This is a genomic window from Streptomyces sp. NPDC049627 (genome assembly GCF_044465645.1).
Lineage (GTDB): Bacteria > Actinomycetota > Actinomycetes > Streptomycetales > Streptomycetaceae > Streptomyces.
This window is the reverse complement of record NZ_JBITLW010000019.1, coordinates 153,146-165,968: the sequence shown is the minus strand read 5'-3', so window position 1 is coordinate 165,968 and position 12,823 is coordinate 153,146. Positions and strand designations below refer to the sequence as shown.

12 protein-coding genes are annotated in these 12,823 nt (G+C 70.4%); 5 read left to right on the top strand and 7 right to left on the bottom strand.

Features of this window, described 5'->3' with window-relative positions:
• Positions 1–87: 87 nt before the first annotated feature.
• A complete protein-coding gene (locus ACIBU0_RS40005) occupies positions 88–1,566 on the top strand; it encodes a cellulose binding domain-containing protein (RefSeq protein ID WP_398828671.1) in 1,479 nt (492 codons plus the stop codon).
• A gap of 87 nt (positions 1,567–1,653) precedes the next feature.
• On the opposite strand, the gene ACIBU0_RS40000 is transcribed toward ACIBU0_RS40005, so the two are convergent.
• From ACIBU0_RS40000 to ACIBU0_RS39980, 5 genes are all read right to left on the bottom strand, one after another.
• Positions 1,654–3,219, bottom strand: a complete 1,566-nt coding sequence (locus ACIBU0_RS40000; protein WP_398828670.1) for an oxidoreductase — start codon at positions 3,217–3,219, stop codon at positions 1,654–1,656.
• A 92-nt stretch (positions 3,220–3,311) separates the two neighbouring features.
• On the bottom strand, positions 3,312–4,742 hold the full coding sequence (locus tag ACIBU0_RS39995; protein WP_398828668.1) for a GH1 family beta-glucosidase: 1,431 nt from the start codon (positions 4,740–4,742) through the stop codon (positions 3,312–3,314).
• A gap of 133 nt (positions 4,743–4,875) precedes the next feature.
• The gene (locus ACIBU0_RS39990; protein WP_398828665.1) at positions 4,876–5,778 is read right to left on the bottom strand and encodes a carbohydrate ABC transporter permease; all 903 of its coding nucleotides are present in this window, start codon (positions 5,776–5,778) and stop codon (positions 4,876–4,878) included.
• A complete protein-coding gene (locus tag ACIBU0_RS39985) occupies positions 5,775–6,803 on the bottom strand; it encodes a carbohydrate ABC transporter permease (protein ID WP_398828662.1) in 1,029 nt (342 codons plus the stop codon). Before ACIBU0_RS39985 ends, ACIBU0_RS39990 begins: the two co-directional genes overlap by 4 nt.
• Positions 6,800–8,125 carry an ABC transporter substrate-binding protein gene (locus ACIBU0_RS39980; RefSeq protein WP_398828659.1) on the bottom strand — a complete coding sequence of 442 codons (1,326 nt, stop codon included), beginning with the start codon at positions 8,123–8,125 and terminating at the stop codon, positions 6,800–6,802. Before ACIBU0_RS39980 ends, ACIBU0_RS39985 begins: the two co-directional genes overlap by 4 nt.
• Before the next feature lie 384 nt (positions 8,126–8,509).
• Between ACIBU0_RS39980 and ACIBU0_RS39975 the strand changes: the two genes are divergently transcribed.
• The 4 genes from ACIBU0_RS39975 (at position 8,510) to ACIBU0_RS39960 (ending at position 11,321) form a co-directional block, all read left to right on the top strand.
• Positions 8,510–9,565 (top strand): LacI family DNA-binding transcriptional regulator, encoded by a 1,056-nt coding sequence (locus ACIBU0_RS39975; RefSeq protein ID WP_398828657.1) that lies wholly within the window; start codon positions 8,510–8,512, stop codon positions 9,563–9,565.
• A gap of 63 nt (positions 9,566–9,628) precedes the next feature.
• Positions 9,629–9,862 carry a type II toxin-antitoxin system VapB family antitoxin gene (locus ACIBU0_RS39970; protein WP_398828718.1) on the top strand — a complete coding sequence of 78 codons (234 nt, stop codon included), beginning with the start codon at positions 9,629–9,631 and terminating at the stop codon, positions 9,860–9,862.
• A complete protein-coding gene (locus ACIBU0_RS39965) occupies positions 9,859–10,266 on the top strand; it encodes a PIN domain nuclease (protein ID WP_398828655.1) in 408 nt (135 codons plus the stop codon). The genes ACIBU0_RS39970 and ACIBU0_RS39965 overlap by 4 nt, the downstream gene beginning before the upstream one ends.
• Positions 10,267–10,286: 20 nt before the next feature.
• Positions 10,287–11,321: a sulfotransferase family protein gene (locus tag ACIBU0_RS39960; RefSeq protein ID WP_398828653.1), complete on the top strand. Its 1,035-nt coding sequence runs from the start codon at positions 10,287–10,289 to the stop codon at positions 11,319–11,321.
• Positions 11,322–11,471: 150 nt separating this feature from the next.
• Here the strand turns inward: ACIBU0_RS39960 and ACIBU0_RS39955 are convergent, their stop codons facing one another.
• Both ACIBU0_RS39955 and ACIBU0_RS39950 read right to left on the bottom strand, forming a co-directional pair.
• A complete protein-coding gene (locus ACIBU0_RS39955; protein WP_398828651.1) occupies positions 11,472–12,038 on the bottom strand; it encodes a GPR1/FUN34/YaaH family transporter in 567 nt (188 codons plus the stop codon).
• 162 nt (positions 12,039–12,200) lie between these two features.
• The gene (locus ACIBU0_RS39950) at positions 12,201–12,728 is read right to left on the bottom strand and encodes a universal stress protein (RefSeq protein ID WP_095755823.1); all 528 of its coding nucleotides are present in this window, start codon (positions 12,726–12,728) and stop codon (positions 12,201–12,203) included.
• Between the last annotated feature and the right edge of the window lie 95 nt (positions 12,729–12,823).

Sequence of the window (12,823 nt, the reverse complement as noted above, 5' to 3'; positions counted from 1 at the left end):
CCCGGATCAGGCGCTTTGCCCGATTCGGGATCGCTAGCGTGCTGCCGCATCCCCACCCCCTTGGTGAACAGCGAAGGCAGGCACGCGATGAGGACACACCGGCGCAAGGTCAGTGGCAGGAACAAGGCGATCGGCGGCCTGGTGGCCGCGGCCGTGGTCGGAGGCGGCGCGATCGTGTTCACCGGTACTGCCCAGGCGGCCGGAATCGGCGCGGCGTACACGAAGACGAGCGAGTGGTCGACGGGTTACACCGCCCAGTACGTCGTCACCAACAACAACGGTCAGAGGGACAAGGACTGGACGCTCGAGTTCGACCTGCCGGCGGGCTCGAAGCTCAGCTCGCTGTGGAACGCCGAGTCGAGCGTGAGCGGACAGCACGTCACCGTCACGCCGCCGAAGTGGGACAAGGACGGGCTGGCCGCCGGTGAGTCGGTCACGGTCGGCTTCGTCGTCAACGGCACGGGCGCGCCGACGGGCTGTCTGATCGACGACGCGAAGTGCTCCGCGGACGACAGCGCGACGCCCGAGCCGAGCGGCCGGCCGACGTCCACCGCGTCCGCCACCCCGAAGCCGACGGCCACCCCCAGCCAGAGCGCGCCCCCCACCCAGAGCCCGACCCCGACCTCGACCCCGACCGCCAAGCCGTCGGAGACCCCCGGCACCGGAACGGGCGCCACCGCCGGCTTCGCCCCGTACATCGACACCTCCCTCTACCCGGCCTTCGACCTCCTGGCGAGCGCGCAGGCGACGGGCGTCAAGGACTACAACCTCGCCTTCGTCACCGACGGCGGCGGCTGCACCCCGAAGTGGGGCGGCGTGACGGACCTGGCCAGTGACGCGGTGGCCGCGCAGATCGGCGACCTGCGCGCCAAGGGCGGCGACGTCCGGGTCTCCTTCGGCGGCGCGTCCGGCAGCGAGCTGGCCACGACGTGCTCGTCGGCGGACGCGCTGGCGTCGGCGTACGGCAAGGCCGTGGACGCGTACAAGCTGACCAAGGTGGACTTCGACGTCGAGGGCGGCGCACTGCCCGACAAGGCGGCCAACACCCGCCGCGCCCAGGCGATAGCCAAGCTGCAGCGGCAGCACCCCGGCCTGGACGTCTCCTTCACCCTCCCCGTCATGCCGGAGGGCCTGACCCAGCCGGGCGTCGACCTCCTCGCCGACGCCAAGCAGAACGGCGTGAAGATCGACACCGTCAACATCATGGCGATGGACTACGGGCCCGCGTACAGCGGCGACATGGGCACCTACGCCGAGCAGGCGGCCACCGCCACCCAGGCCCAGGTCAAGAGCGTGCTCGGCCGCTCCGACAGCGCGGCCTGGAAGACGGTCGCCGTCACCCCGATGATCGGCGTCAACGACGTGGCGTCCGAGATCTTCAAGGTCGACGACGCCACCCAGCTGGTGAACTTCGCCAAGTCCAAGGGCCTCGGCTGGCTGTCGATGTGGTCGGCGACCCGGGACAAGGCCTGCGCGGGCGGCCCGAAGCCCTCGGCCGACGCGACCTGCAGCTCCATCGACCAGGACAAGTTCGCGTTCTCGAAGGCGTTCGCGGCCTACAAGTGACGCAGGCCGCCCTCGGGACAACGGGGGAGCGCGTCCCGGCCGGCTTCCCCCATCCGGCCGGGGCGCGCATCGGCACTGCGGCCGTGGTCAGTTCTTCTGCAGGGCGCGGGTCACGCCCGCGATGACGGCCGTCGTCAGCACCCAGCCCAGGGCGATCAGCGCATAGGCCAGCCACTGCACACCGTCGTCCGTCCAGTACCAGGACGTGCGCTGGCCCAGACCGCCGATGGGGATCAGGAGGTCGAGCGTGTAGACGAAGGGCTGGAACGGGGCGCCCTCGTCCGGCTTCACCGGTGTGGGGGAGTGCGTGCGGAAGACGAGGGTGCCCAGCAGGGTCAGCGCCAGCAGCCAGACGCCGGCCAGCCAGGGGCGGTAGCCGTAGCCGACGGCCGCGTCGAGCAGATGGCCCCAGGCCCGGGCGGCGGGGCGCAGGGTGCGGCGGCGGTGGCGCTGCTTGGCCAGGAGGACCCGGCGGGCGTCGTCGTCGTGGCCGACCGTGCGGTACCAGCTCGCCAACTGCTCGTACGGCTGCGGGCCGTAGCCCGGGCTGCGCCGTATCCACGCGAGGCGGCGGGCGACGGAGTCCCGCGGCCCGACCGCCTCCCGGCGCTCGCCGGTCCCGTCCGCGTCGGCCACTTTGATGGAGCCGTAGACGAAGCCGTCCAGCTCCACCACGTCCGGCCAGCTGTGCTCGCCTTCGTGGAGGTACGACACCTGCGCGCCCCGCAGATCCACCGGGCCGGACGGCGGTCGGGCGAGCGTGAAGTCGAAGTCGACGGCCTGCATCAGCATCCCGACCACGGCCGGGCCGTCCCCGTCGGGCGGCCCGTTCAGGACGGCCCCCTCGAAGGTCAGGTTGTCCGAGACCCGGCTGCCCCGGAGCCGCACGGTCCCGTTCGCGGTGAACTCCCGCGAGAAGTCGAGCGTCGACGCCACCGCGCTGTCCAGCGCCAACGCCACTCCACGTGGACCGGGACTCTCCAGGCGAGCCCCCGCCATGAACAGCCCACCGGGCAACTGCGCGCCCAGCAGCCGCACTTCACCTCGCGCGACGAAGCCGCCCCGGCAGAAGACGCCCCCCTCCATGACCAGTCCACCGGCACTCACCGCCCATCCGCCGGGCGCGTCGATCCGGGCCCCGTTGAGGATCATGGCGCCGGATATCCGGGCGTTGATCAGCGACAGGGCGGTGACGGTGCCGTGGTAGGGCGAGGCCGTGGCGCCCTCCACGAGAGAGCTGCGCAGGTCGAAGGTTCCCTCGACGCGGGCCGAACCGGCTTCGAGGCCGGGGATGCGACTGCCCACGATCGCGATCGACTGCGTGGACGCCCCGAAGAGGTCTATGCGTTCCTCGAACCAGCACCCTGCGAGCCAGAGGGCGTGACCGATCTGCGCACCGGCGAGATCGAGGGGCCCGGTGATCCGCGCGCCGGTCAGTCTCAGACAGGCGACGGCGCCCGGTTCCCCGCTGTGCGCACCCAGGAGCAGCGCCGCGATCACTGCCGCCCGCACGGTGCGTTCGGGCCCCCACTGCGCACCGTCGGCCGGACGGTCGTCCCCCGGCCCGTCCGGGCGCAGGTCCACCTGGCGCCCCTCCGGACAGGCGTTCCACAACTCACGCTCCGGCGGCGTCAACTCGTCGTATGAGAGCACCCGATCAGCGTAGTGATCTCCACTCGTTCCGGGAGCACCGCGGGGCGCGGCACGTCCCCTCAGCGTGCCGCGCCCCCACCGGGACCCCTGCGCTACATCCCCGGCTCCAGCGCCGGCAGCGCGCCCGTCCGGGCCGCCTCCCCGTACCAGTACGCACTCGACTTCGGCGTCCGAACGAGCGTCGAGTAGTCGACGTACACCGCCCCGAACCGCTTCTCGTAGCCGTACGCCCACTCGAAGTTGTCCAACAGGGACCACAGGTAGTAGCCGCGGACATCGGCGCCGTCGGTGATCGCGCGGCGGAGCTCCGCGAGGTGGCCGTGCAGGTAGGCGATGCGTTCCGGGTCGTGGACGCGGCCGTCGGCGTCGGGCTTGTCGTCGTAGGCCGCGCCGTTCTCGGTGATGTACAGCGGCAGACCCGGAGCCTCCCGCGTGTAGCGCATGATCAGCTCGTGCAGGCCGGTCGGGTCGACCGTCCAGCCCATCTCCGTGCGGTCGCCCGGCGTCTGGTGGAAGGCGACGTCGTCCGCGGCCGGCCAGGGGCTGTGCTCGCTCGCCCCGTGGCCGTCGGCCCTCGGGCCGTCGGCATCGGGCTCCGCCGCCGAGACCAGCGACGGGCTGTAGTAGTTCAGGCCCAGCGCGTCCAACGGCTGGTTGATCGCCGCCAGGTCGCCGTCCAGGACATACGACCAGTCCGTCACCGGCTCCGTCGCCGCGAACAGCGACTCCGGGTACGCCCCGTGCAGGATCGGGCCGTGGAAGATCCCGTTGGCCAGGTCGTCGATCTTGCGGGCCGCAGCCAGGTCCGCCGGGTCCTGCGACAGCGGCCGCACCACCGCGGAGTTGAGGCTGAGCGCCACCGAGTTGCGGGCCGGCATCACCGAGCGCAGGGCCGACGCGCCGAGGCCGTGCGCCAGGTTCAGGTGGTGGGCCGCCCGCAGTGTGGCCACCGGCTCCGTGCGGCCGGGCGCGTGCACGCCCGAGCCGTAGCCGAGGAACGCGCTGCACCAGGGCTCGTTGAGCGTGATCCACTGCTCCACGCGGTCGCCGAGCGCCTCGCCGACGATCTGCGCGTACTCCGCGAACCGGTACGCCGTGTCGCGCTCCGGCCAGCCGCCCGCGTCCTCCAGCTCCTGCGGCAGGTCCCAGTGATAGAGGGTGACGGCGGGCTTGATGCCGTGGGCCAGCAGTTCGTCCACCAGACGGCGGTAGAAGTCCAGGCCCACCTGCACCGCCGGGCCGCGGCCCGTGGGCTGCACACGCGGCCAGGAGACCGAGAAGCGGTACGCGGTCAGGCCGAGCTCGGCCATCAGCGCCACGTCCTCGCGGTAGCGGTGGTAGTGGTCGACAGCGATGTCACCGTGCTCGCCGCCGGCCGTCCGGCCCGGCGTATGGCTGAAGGTGTCCCAGATGGACGGCGTACGGCCGCCCTCCCGCACCGCTCCCTCGATCTGGTACGCGGATGTCGCGGCGCCCCAGAGGAAGGCGGGGGGAAAGGACACGGAGGACATGGGCTCAGGCATGGAAGCGCTCCCATTGGGGGTCGTGGAGACCGACGGGTAGAGGGGGGAAGGGGCGGTGCAGGGGTGGTGCAGGGGCCGAGGCGGCGGTGACCCGGCCCCCGGAGTCGTACGGCCGGGGCGGAGCGGGCGCGCGTCAGCCCTTGACCGCGCCCTGCATGATGCCGCCCACGATCTGCTTGCCGAACAGCAGGAACGCGATCAGCAGCGGCAGCGTGCCGAGCAGGGCGCCCGCCATGATCACCGCCTGGTCGGGGACGTAGCCGGTGCCGAGGGAGTTGAGGGCGACCTGCACGGTCGGGTTCTCCTGGTTCAGGGCGATGATCGGCCACAGGAAGTCGTTCCAGGCGAACACGAAGGTCAGCAGGCCCAGGACGGCCATCGCGGGCCGGGCCGCCGGGAAGACCACGTGCCAGACGACCCGCAGACTGCTCGCGCCGTCCACCCGCGCCGCCTCGATCAGCTCGGTCGGCAGCGCCTGCACCAGGTACTGCCGCATGAAGAACGTACCGAAGGCCGTGCACAGCGTCGGCAGGATCACCGTCTGGAGCTGGTTCGACCAGCCGAGGTCCGCCATCCACAGATACAGTGGTACGACGGCCAGCTGCGGCGGGATCATCATCGTGCCGATCGTCAGCATCAGCAGAAGACCGGAGAACCGGAAGCGGAGCTTGGCGAAGGCGAAACCGGCGAGGGTGGCGAACAGCACCGTGCTGATGGTGATCGTGGCCGCGACGAACGTGGTGTTGAACATCGCGGTGCCGAGCCCGCCCTCCTCCCACGCCCGTTCCATGTTCTTGAACAGGTTCCCGCCGAACCACAGCGGCGGCGGAGTCTGAGCCAGTCGCCGGTCGGTGCGCGAGGCCGCGATCGCCGTCCACACCAGCGGGGCCAGCGACACCAGCGCGAAGACGCTCAGCACGACGTAGGTGACCGGGCCGGCGTGCAGCTGCTTGCCCGCGCCCATCACCCGCCGCCGCTCGCGCCGGGGCCTCTTGTCCCGCTTCGCCTGAGGGAGCGTCAGTTCAGTAGTGCTCATTGGGATTTCCTCAGCCGTCGGGAGACCAGCAGTTGGATCACGGCGACGATCAGCAGGAGCAGGAACATCGTCCAGGCGATCGCGGAAGCCTTGCCCAGGTTGCCGATGATCCAGCCCTGGTCGTACATGTACAGGCCGAGCGTCTGGTACTGGTGCTCTGAACCGCCCTTCGAACCGCTCACCCCGCCGAACAGCAGGGGCTCACCGAAGAGCTGGGTCGCGCCGATCGTCGAGACGACCACGGTGAACAGGATCGTCGGCCGCAGCTGCGGGATCGTGACGTGCAGGAACTGCTGCCAGCGGTTGGCGCCGTCGATCGCCGCGGACTCGTAGAGGTCGGCCGGGATGGCCTGCATCGCCGCCAGGTAGATCAGCGCGTTGTAGCCCGTCCACCGCCAGATCACGATCGACGACACCGCGAACTGCGAACCCCAGTCGGACTCACGCCAGTTGACCGGGTCGATGCCGACGAAGTCCAGCAGCCAGTTGATCATGCCGCCGTCCCAGGAGTACAGCAGCACGAACACCAGCGTCGCCGCCGCCACCGAGGTGGCGTACGGAGTGAGCATCACGACGCGCCACACGGTCGAACCGCGCAGCTTGTAGTTCAGCAGGTGCGCCAGGCCGATCGCCATCAGCAGCTGCGGCACCGTGGAGATCACACCGATGGTGAAGGTGTTCCACAGCGCGTTCCAGAAGAAGTCCGAGGACAGCAGGTTCTGGAAGTTGTCCAGGCCGGCCCAGGTCTGGCCGTCCAGGTTCGACAACTGCACGTTGTGCAGCGAGTACCAAGCCGTGTAGAGCAGCGGGACGAGTGAGAACGCCCCGAAGACGATGAAGAAGGGGGCGATGAAGGCGTACGGCGACGCCTTCATGTCCCAGCGGTACAGCCGGCTCCGCCAGGAATCGCTCCCCGGCGGAGGCGTACCGCGACCGTGCGCGCGGCCGGCCGCGCCCGGCTGCTCACCGGGCGCGGCGTCGGCGCTCGACGCGTGATGCGCGAGGGCCTGCTTGGGGCTGGTCACTGGCCGAGCACGTCCTTGATCTCCTTGGACGCGGCGTCCCAGCCCTCGTCGGGGGTCTTGCCCTTCTGCTCGACCTGGAGGATGCCGATGTCGGTCAGCGCGGTGTTGATCGGCTGGTCCTTGATGCCGAAGTACTGGGACGGGATGGTCTTCGCGGAGGCCGAGAAGATCTCCGTGATCGGCGCGTTCGAGAAGTACTCCGTGGTGGCGGCCGCCGGCTTCAGGGACGAGTACGCCGACGGGGTCGACGGGAAGCTGGCCTGCTTGGCGAACACCTTCGCCTGCTGCTCGGGCGCGGTCAGCCACTTCGCCAGCGCGATGGCCTCCTTCTGGTGCTTGCCCGACGTCGGCACGCCCAGGAAGGAACCGCCCCAGTTGGCCGCGGTCGGCGCCGCCGCCACGTCCCACTTGCCCTTGCCGGCGTCACCGGACTTCTCCAGGATGTAGCCGATCATCCAGGCCGGGCAGGCCACCGTGGCGAAGGTGCCGTTGGCGTAGCCCTGGTCCCACGGCTTGTCGAACTGCTTCAGCTTCGCCGACATGTTGCTGGTCGCCACGTCCATGGCGACGTCCCAGGCCTTCTTGACGCCCTCCGACTTGTCCCAGTCGACGGTGCCGTCGTCCTTGTAGTAGCGCTCGGGCGCCCCGCCGAGGGCCGCGTTGTAGACGGAGGAGGCCGAGTCCACGAACTTGGTGCCGCTCGGCGCCTTCTTCATGTACTGCTTGCCCAGGTCGACGTACTTGCCCCAGTCGCCCTTCCACTGCTCGGCGAGCTTGGTGCGGTCGGTCTCCAGGCCGGCCTTCTCGAACAGGTCCTTGCGGTAGCAGATCGCCATCGGGCCGATGTCGGTGCCGAGCCCGATCTGCTTGCCGTCCTTCGTGGTGGCCTGCTGGTTCTTCCAGTCCAGCCACTGCGACTTGTCGACCTCCTTGCCGAGGTCCACGAACTTGTCGGCCTGTGTCTCCACGGCCTCGGTGATGTTCATGACCTCGATGGCCTGGATGTCGTCGGCACCGGAGCCGGCCTGCAGGCGGGTGAGGACCTTGGGCCAGTAGACGTCGGTGCGGGTGGTGACGTTCTCCTTGATGGAGATGTCGGGGTGCAGCTTCATGTACTCGTCGTAGAGGCCGGCCTGCTTGTAGCCGAAGGTGCCGAACGTGCCGATGGTGAGGGTGGTCTTGCCACCGCCGCCGTTGCCACCGCCGTCGTTCGCGGAGCCGTCGTCCGAGTCCTCGGCGCAGCCGGCCAGCAGCCCCGTCGTCAGCGCGGCGACGGCCGCGAGGGCCATCAGCCTGCGGGACCCGCGGGTACTCGTGCGCATTGCGTCCTCCTGTTGCCTGACGTGCCGACCCCCCGGCCAACGGCATTGTTGGGCCCGTTGAAACGTCATGATGCATCGCTGCGGCTCGGGCGGGGAACGTGCGGGATGTGTATGTGTCAGGTACTGTGGGAGCGCTCCCACAAGTGATGTGTTGAAGGGTCGTCGGTCCGGGCGGGGGTGTCAAGGGCATCGGCGCGGAGAGATGCGTTCAGTTATCGGGCCGTTAACTGGACTCGGCCGAGTCCGTCCGGGGGCGATCGAGGACGGGCCCCTCGGGGACCGAAGCGGGGGTCCGGGGGCGGCTGCCCCCAGGTGGGGGCACTGCAGCGGACGGGGCTGTTAGATTCCAGGCCAGCGTAAGGAACGGCGGGGAAGGCGGAGCCCATGGCAACCCACGGAACGCGGGGCCGGAGCGGCGGCCGGCCCACCCTCGAAGAGGTGGCGGCGCGCGCGGGCGTCGGCCGCGGCACCGTCTCCCGGGTGATCAACGGTTCGCCCCGCGTCAGCGACGCGACCCGCGCCGCGGTGGAGGCGGCGGTCGCGGAGCTCGGCTACGTCCCCAACACGGCGGCCCGGGCCCTGGCGGCGAACCGCACGGACGCGATCGCGCTGGTCGTGCCCGAGCCGGAGACGCGTTTCTTCGCGGAGCCGTACTTCTCGGACATGGTCAAGGGCGTGGGCGCCGCGCTCGCCGACACCGAGATGCAGCTGCTGCTGATCTTCGCGGGCAGCGACCGGGAGCGACGTCGCCTGGCCCAGTACCTGGCGGCGCACCGGGTGGACGGCGTGCTCCTGGTCTCGGTCCATGCGGACGACCCGCTGCCGGACCTGCTGGCCCAGCTGGAGATCCCGGCGGTGATCAGCGGCCCCAGGTCGGCCACGGAGACGCTGACCTCGGTGGACTCCGACAACTACGGCGGCGCCCGCTCGGCCGTCGAGCATCTGCTGGCCCGCGGCCGCACCCGGATCGCCCACATCACCGGCCGCCTCGACGTCTACGGCGCCCAGCGCCGCGTCGACGGCTACCGCGACGCCCTGCGGGACGCCGGGCACGAGGTGGACGAGGCGCTGATCGAGCCGGGCGACTTCACGGAGGAGGGCGGCGCCCGGGCGACGCAGGCCCTGCTCGCGCGCCGCCCCGACCTGGACGCGGTCTTCGCGGCGTCGGACGTGACGGCGGCGGGCGTCCGCCACGCCCTGCGCGAGGCGGGCCGCCGTATCCCCGACGACGTGGCCCTCGTCGGCTACGACGACTCCGCCATCGCCCGCCACATGGACCCGCCCCTGACCAGCGTCCGCCAGCCCATCGAGGACATGGGCCGCCGGATGCTGGACCTCCTCCTCAGCGAGATCGCGGACCGCCGGCCGGCGGTGTCGCGGGGGCTGGAGCGGCCGCAGGTGGTGCTGGCTACGGAGCTGGTGAGCCGGGCGTCGTCGTGAGAGCTCCTTCAATGTTGGTGACGTACACTGTTCATGTACATCGCGGACATGGAGGTGGGCGAGATGAGCGTGACCCAGATCGATCTGGACGACGAGGCGCTCGCCGAGGCGATGCGACTCATGGGCTCCACGACCAAGAAGGACACGGTGAACGCCGCCCTGCGGGACTACGTCGCGCGCGTGAGGCGTCTCGAGGCCGCCGAGAGGCTGGCGGCACGTGGCGAGCGTGGCGAGTTCGATGCGGCGGCGGCGGCCCATGACGACGCCAAGCGGGCGCGTCGGGCGGCCTTCGAGTGATCACCTACCTCCTGGACACCTCGGCGCTGTGGCATCTGTTCCGCACGCCCGGCGCGCTGCGTGCCTGGGAAGGGCACATCGCCGCGGGCGCCTTCCACATCTGCGAGCCCACGCGCACCGAGTTCCTGTATTCCGCCACGGGCCCTGCCCACCGCGACGAACTGGCCGACGAGTTGGATGCCCTGTGCCATCTCTCGCCGGTTCCGAAGAGCGCGTGGCGCTGGGTCGACACGGCTCAGTACAAGCTCACCCAGTACGGGCAGCATCGCGCCGCGGGGGCTGTTGATCTGCTGGTGTGCGCCACTGCGGTCCACCATGGCCACGCCGTGCTTCACGTGGACAACGACTTCGCCACCGTCGCCGCGGTGTTGAAGGAAGTCGACCAGCGGGATGCCCGTGGCTGAGGCGTTTTCGGAGGCTGACCATGCGTTCCTTGACCTTCGTCATCGGTACGGGGCGCAGCGGCTCGACCGCGCTGTCGCGCATTCTCAACGCCCACCCGGACGTCCTGAGCCTCAACGAGTTCATGGCCTCCGTGGGCGACGCCGCCTTCCCCGAGGGCAAGGTGACCGGTGAGGAGTTCTGGCAGGCGCTCTTCCGGCCCGCCCCGCACTTCGAGCGGATGATCCGCAGCGGGCTGCCGCTGCCGGAGTTCCTCTACACGCGCCGCCCCGGCAGATACACGGGGCGGACCACCGGCATTCCCGCGCTCTCCCTGATGGTGCTGCCGCACCTCACCGACGACCCGGACGGGCTTCTCGACGAGCTCGCCACGGCGGTGGTCCGCTGGCCCGAGCGCACCGCCGCCGAGCACCACCGGGCGCTGTTCGACCTGCTCTGCGGGCGGTTCGGGCGCACCGCCGTCGTGGAGCGGTCCGGTTACTCGACCGGCTGGGCGCCAGGGCTGCGCGATACGTTCCCGGACGCGAGGTTCGTGCACCTGTTCAGAGACGGACCGGACTGCGCCCTGTCCATGAGCCGCCACCCCGGGTACCGCACGATCCTGCTGCTGCGCGAGATCAAGGAACGAGCCGGCATCGACAGCTTCGCCGACCTGACCGAGGATCATGTGCGCGCCCTCCCCGCGGACCTGGCACCGCTGCTCGCCGAACGCTTCGACCCTGCCCTCGTACGCGACCGGGACCTTCCCCTGCGCAGGTTCGGCGCCCTGTGGTCCGAACTCGTCACCGAGGGCACGGAGTTCCTCACCCGCCTGCCCACCGACCGGCGCACCACCCTCGCCTACGAGGACCTCCTCGACAACCCGGCCGAAGAACTCACCCGCCTGGCCGAGTTCATCGGCGTAGACCCCGCGCCACAGTGGCTGCGCACCGCATCCGAGACACTCGACCTCACCCGCCGCGGCTCGGCCCGAAGACTGCCGCCCTCCGAACTCACCGAACTGAGGCAGGCCTGCGCCGCGGGGACGCGAGCCTTGGACGGCCAACGGTTCCGCTGACGCCCCAAGGGGCGCGGGGAACTGCGCGACAAGCCCCCACACACCCGCAGAGGCCGACGAACAAGGACGGACCCCCACGTGATGCCACCTTTCACGGGGGGGGTCCGTCTCTGAACGCCGGGAAGCCGCCCAACTCCCCGGCCTGCGCAGCTAACCGGTGGCCGTCACTCCCCGGCCGGCAGCGCGTCGCGGAAGGGCCGTCGGCCAATGGGCCAGAGCCGCAGTCGCTGCGTACCAAGCCACCGCACCCGCCGCCACGGCGAACCAGCCACCCACCTTGGTCAGCCCGTCGTTGTCGGCGAAGGCGGCGATCGCCATGAGCAGCAGGGCAACGAAGAACAACCCGTACGCGCCCTGACCGAGCTGGTCACCACCGGCGAGGGTGAGGGACAGCGCCACCAGGGCGAACAGCAGCAGGAAGAGCCCCGCCGCGTTGTCGGAGACCGCCGCGTCCGAGGAGACGGCCCAGGTGAACCAGAAGGCGCCGAGCGCCACGAACGCGGTCCCGTTCGCGCCGTCACGGTCGCGGAGGGCCATCAGGCCGGCGACGAAGAGGGCTATGCCGCCCACGTACTGGGCGATTGATACGGCGTCAGCAGCCGAGACACCGTCGATCACGTCGGTGTACCCCAGCCCGAAGGCCAACAGGGTGATGCCCAGGGCGAGTCGGCCGACCACGGTGGTGATTCCGCTTCCCGCAGAGACGTCGTTGTCCACGGCGGGCTCCCTTCTTGCATGTGCAGTTGTGCGGTGAGCGTTATATGCCCTTCACAAGGGCACAAACACCTCTACGCGTGAGTAAATTCGCGAGTGAATTCGCGCACCGCGGGAAGGGGCACGGCGTCCCGAACGGCTCATCTCACCTGGGACGACGGCGAGTTACGGAATGACAACGACGGGACGCTTGGCGCGCTTGGCCAGCCGCCCGGCCACGGACCCGAAGATCCGTCCGACGATGCCGTGCGTGGAGCCGACGACGATCGCGTCCGCCTCGTACTCCCGTCCGACCTCTTCGAGCTCGTGGCAGATGTCGCCGCCGCGCTCGACGAGGATCCAGGGCACCTCGGCGAGGTAGTCGGCACAGGCGAGTTCGAGGCCGAGCACCTCGGTGCGGTGGTCCGGCACGTCCACGAAGACCGGCGGCTCGCAGCCCGCCCACACCGTGGTGGGCAGCCGGTTGGCGACGTGGACGATGATCAGGCCCGACCCGGAGCGATGGGCCATGCCGATGGCGTACGCGAGGGCGCGCTCACTGGAGGTGGAGCCGTCGAAGCCGACGACGACGCCGTGCTTGAAGGCGGGGTCGCAGGACTGGCGTGGCTCTTCCGCCGCCAGGGGATCGGCCGCCGTGGGGTCGGCGACCGGCCGCTTGCGGTCCGCGGGTTCGAAGAATTCGTGACCGGCCATGGCTGTCTCGGCGTATTGATCCTTTATGGGTGGGCCCGCGAGCGGGGCTCGCTGACGGATGCAGCAGTCTGCGGCGGAGCTGTGTCCGGGAATGG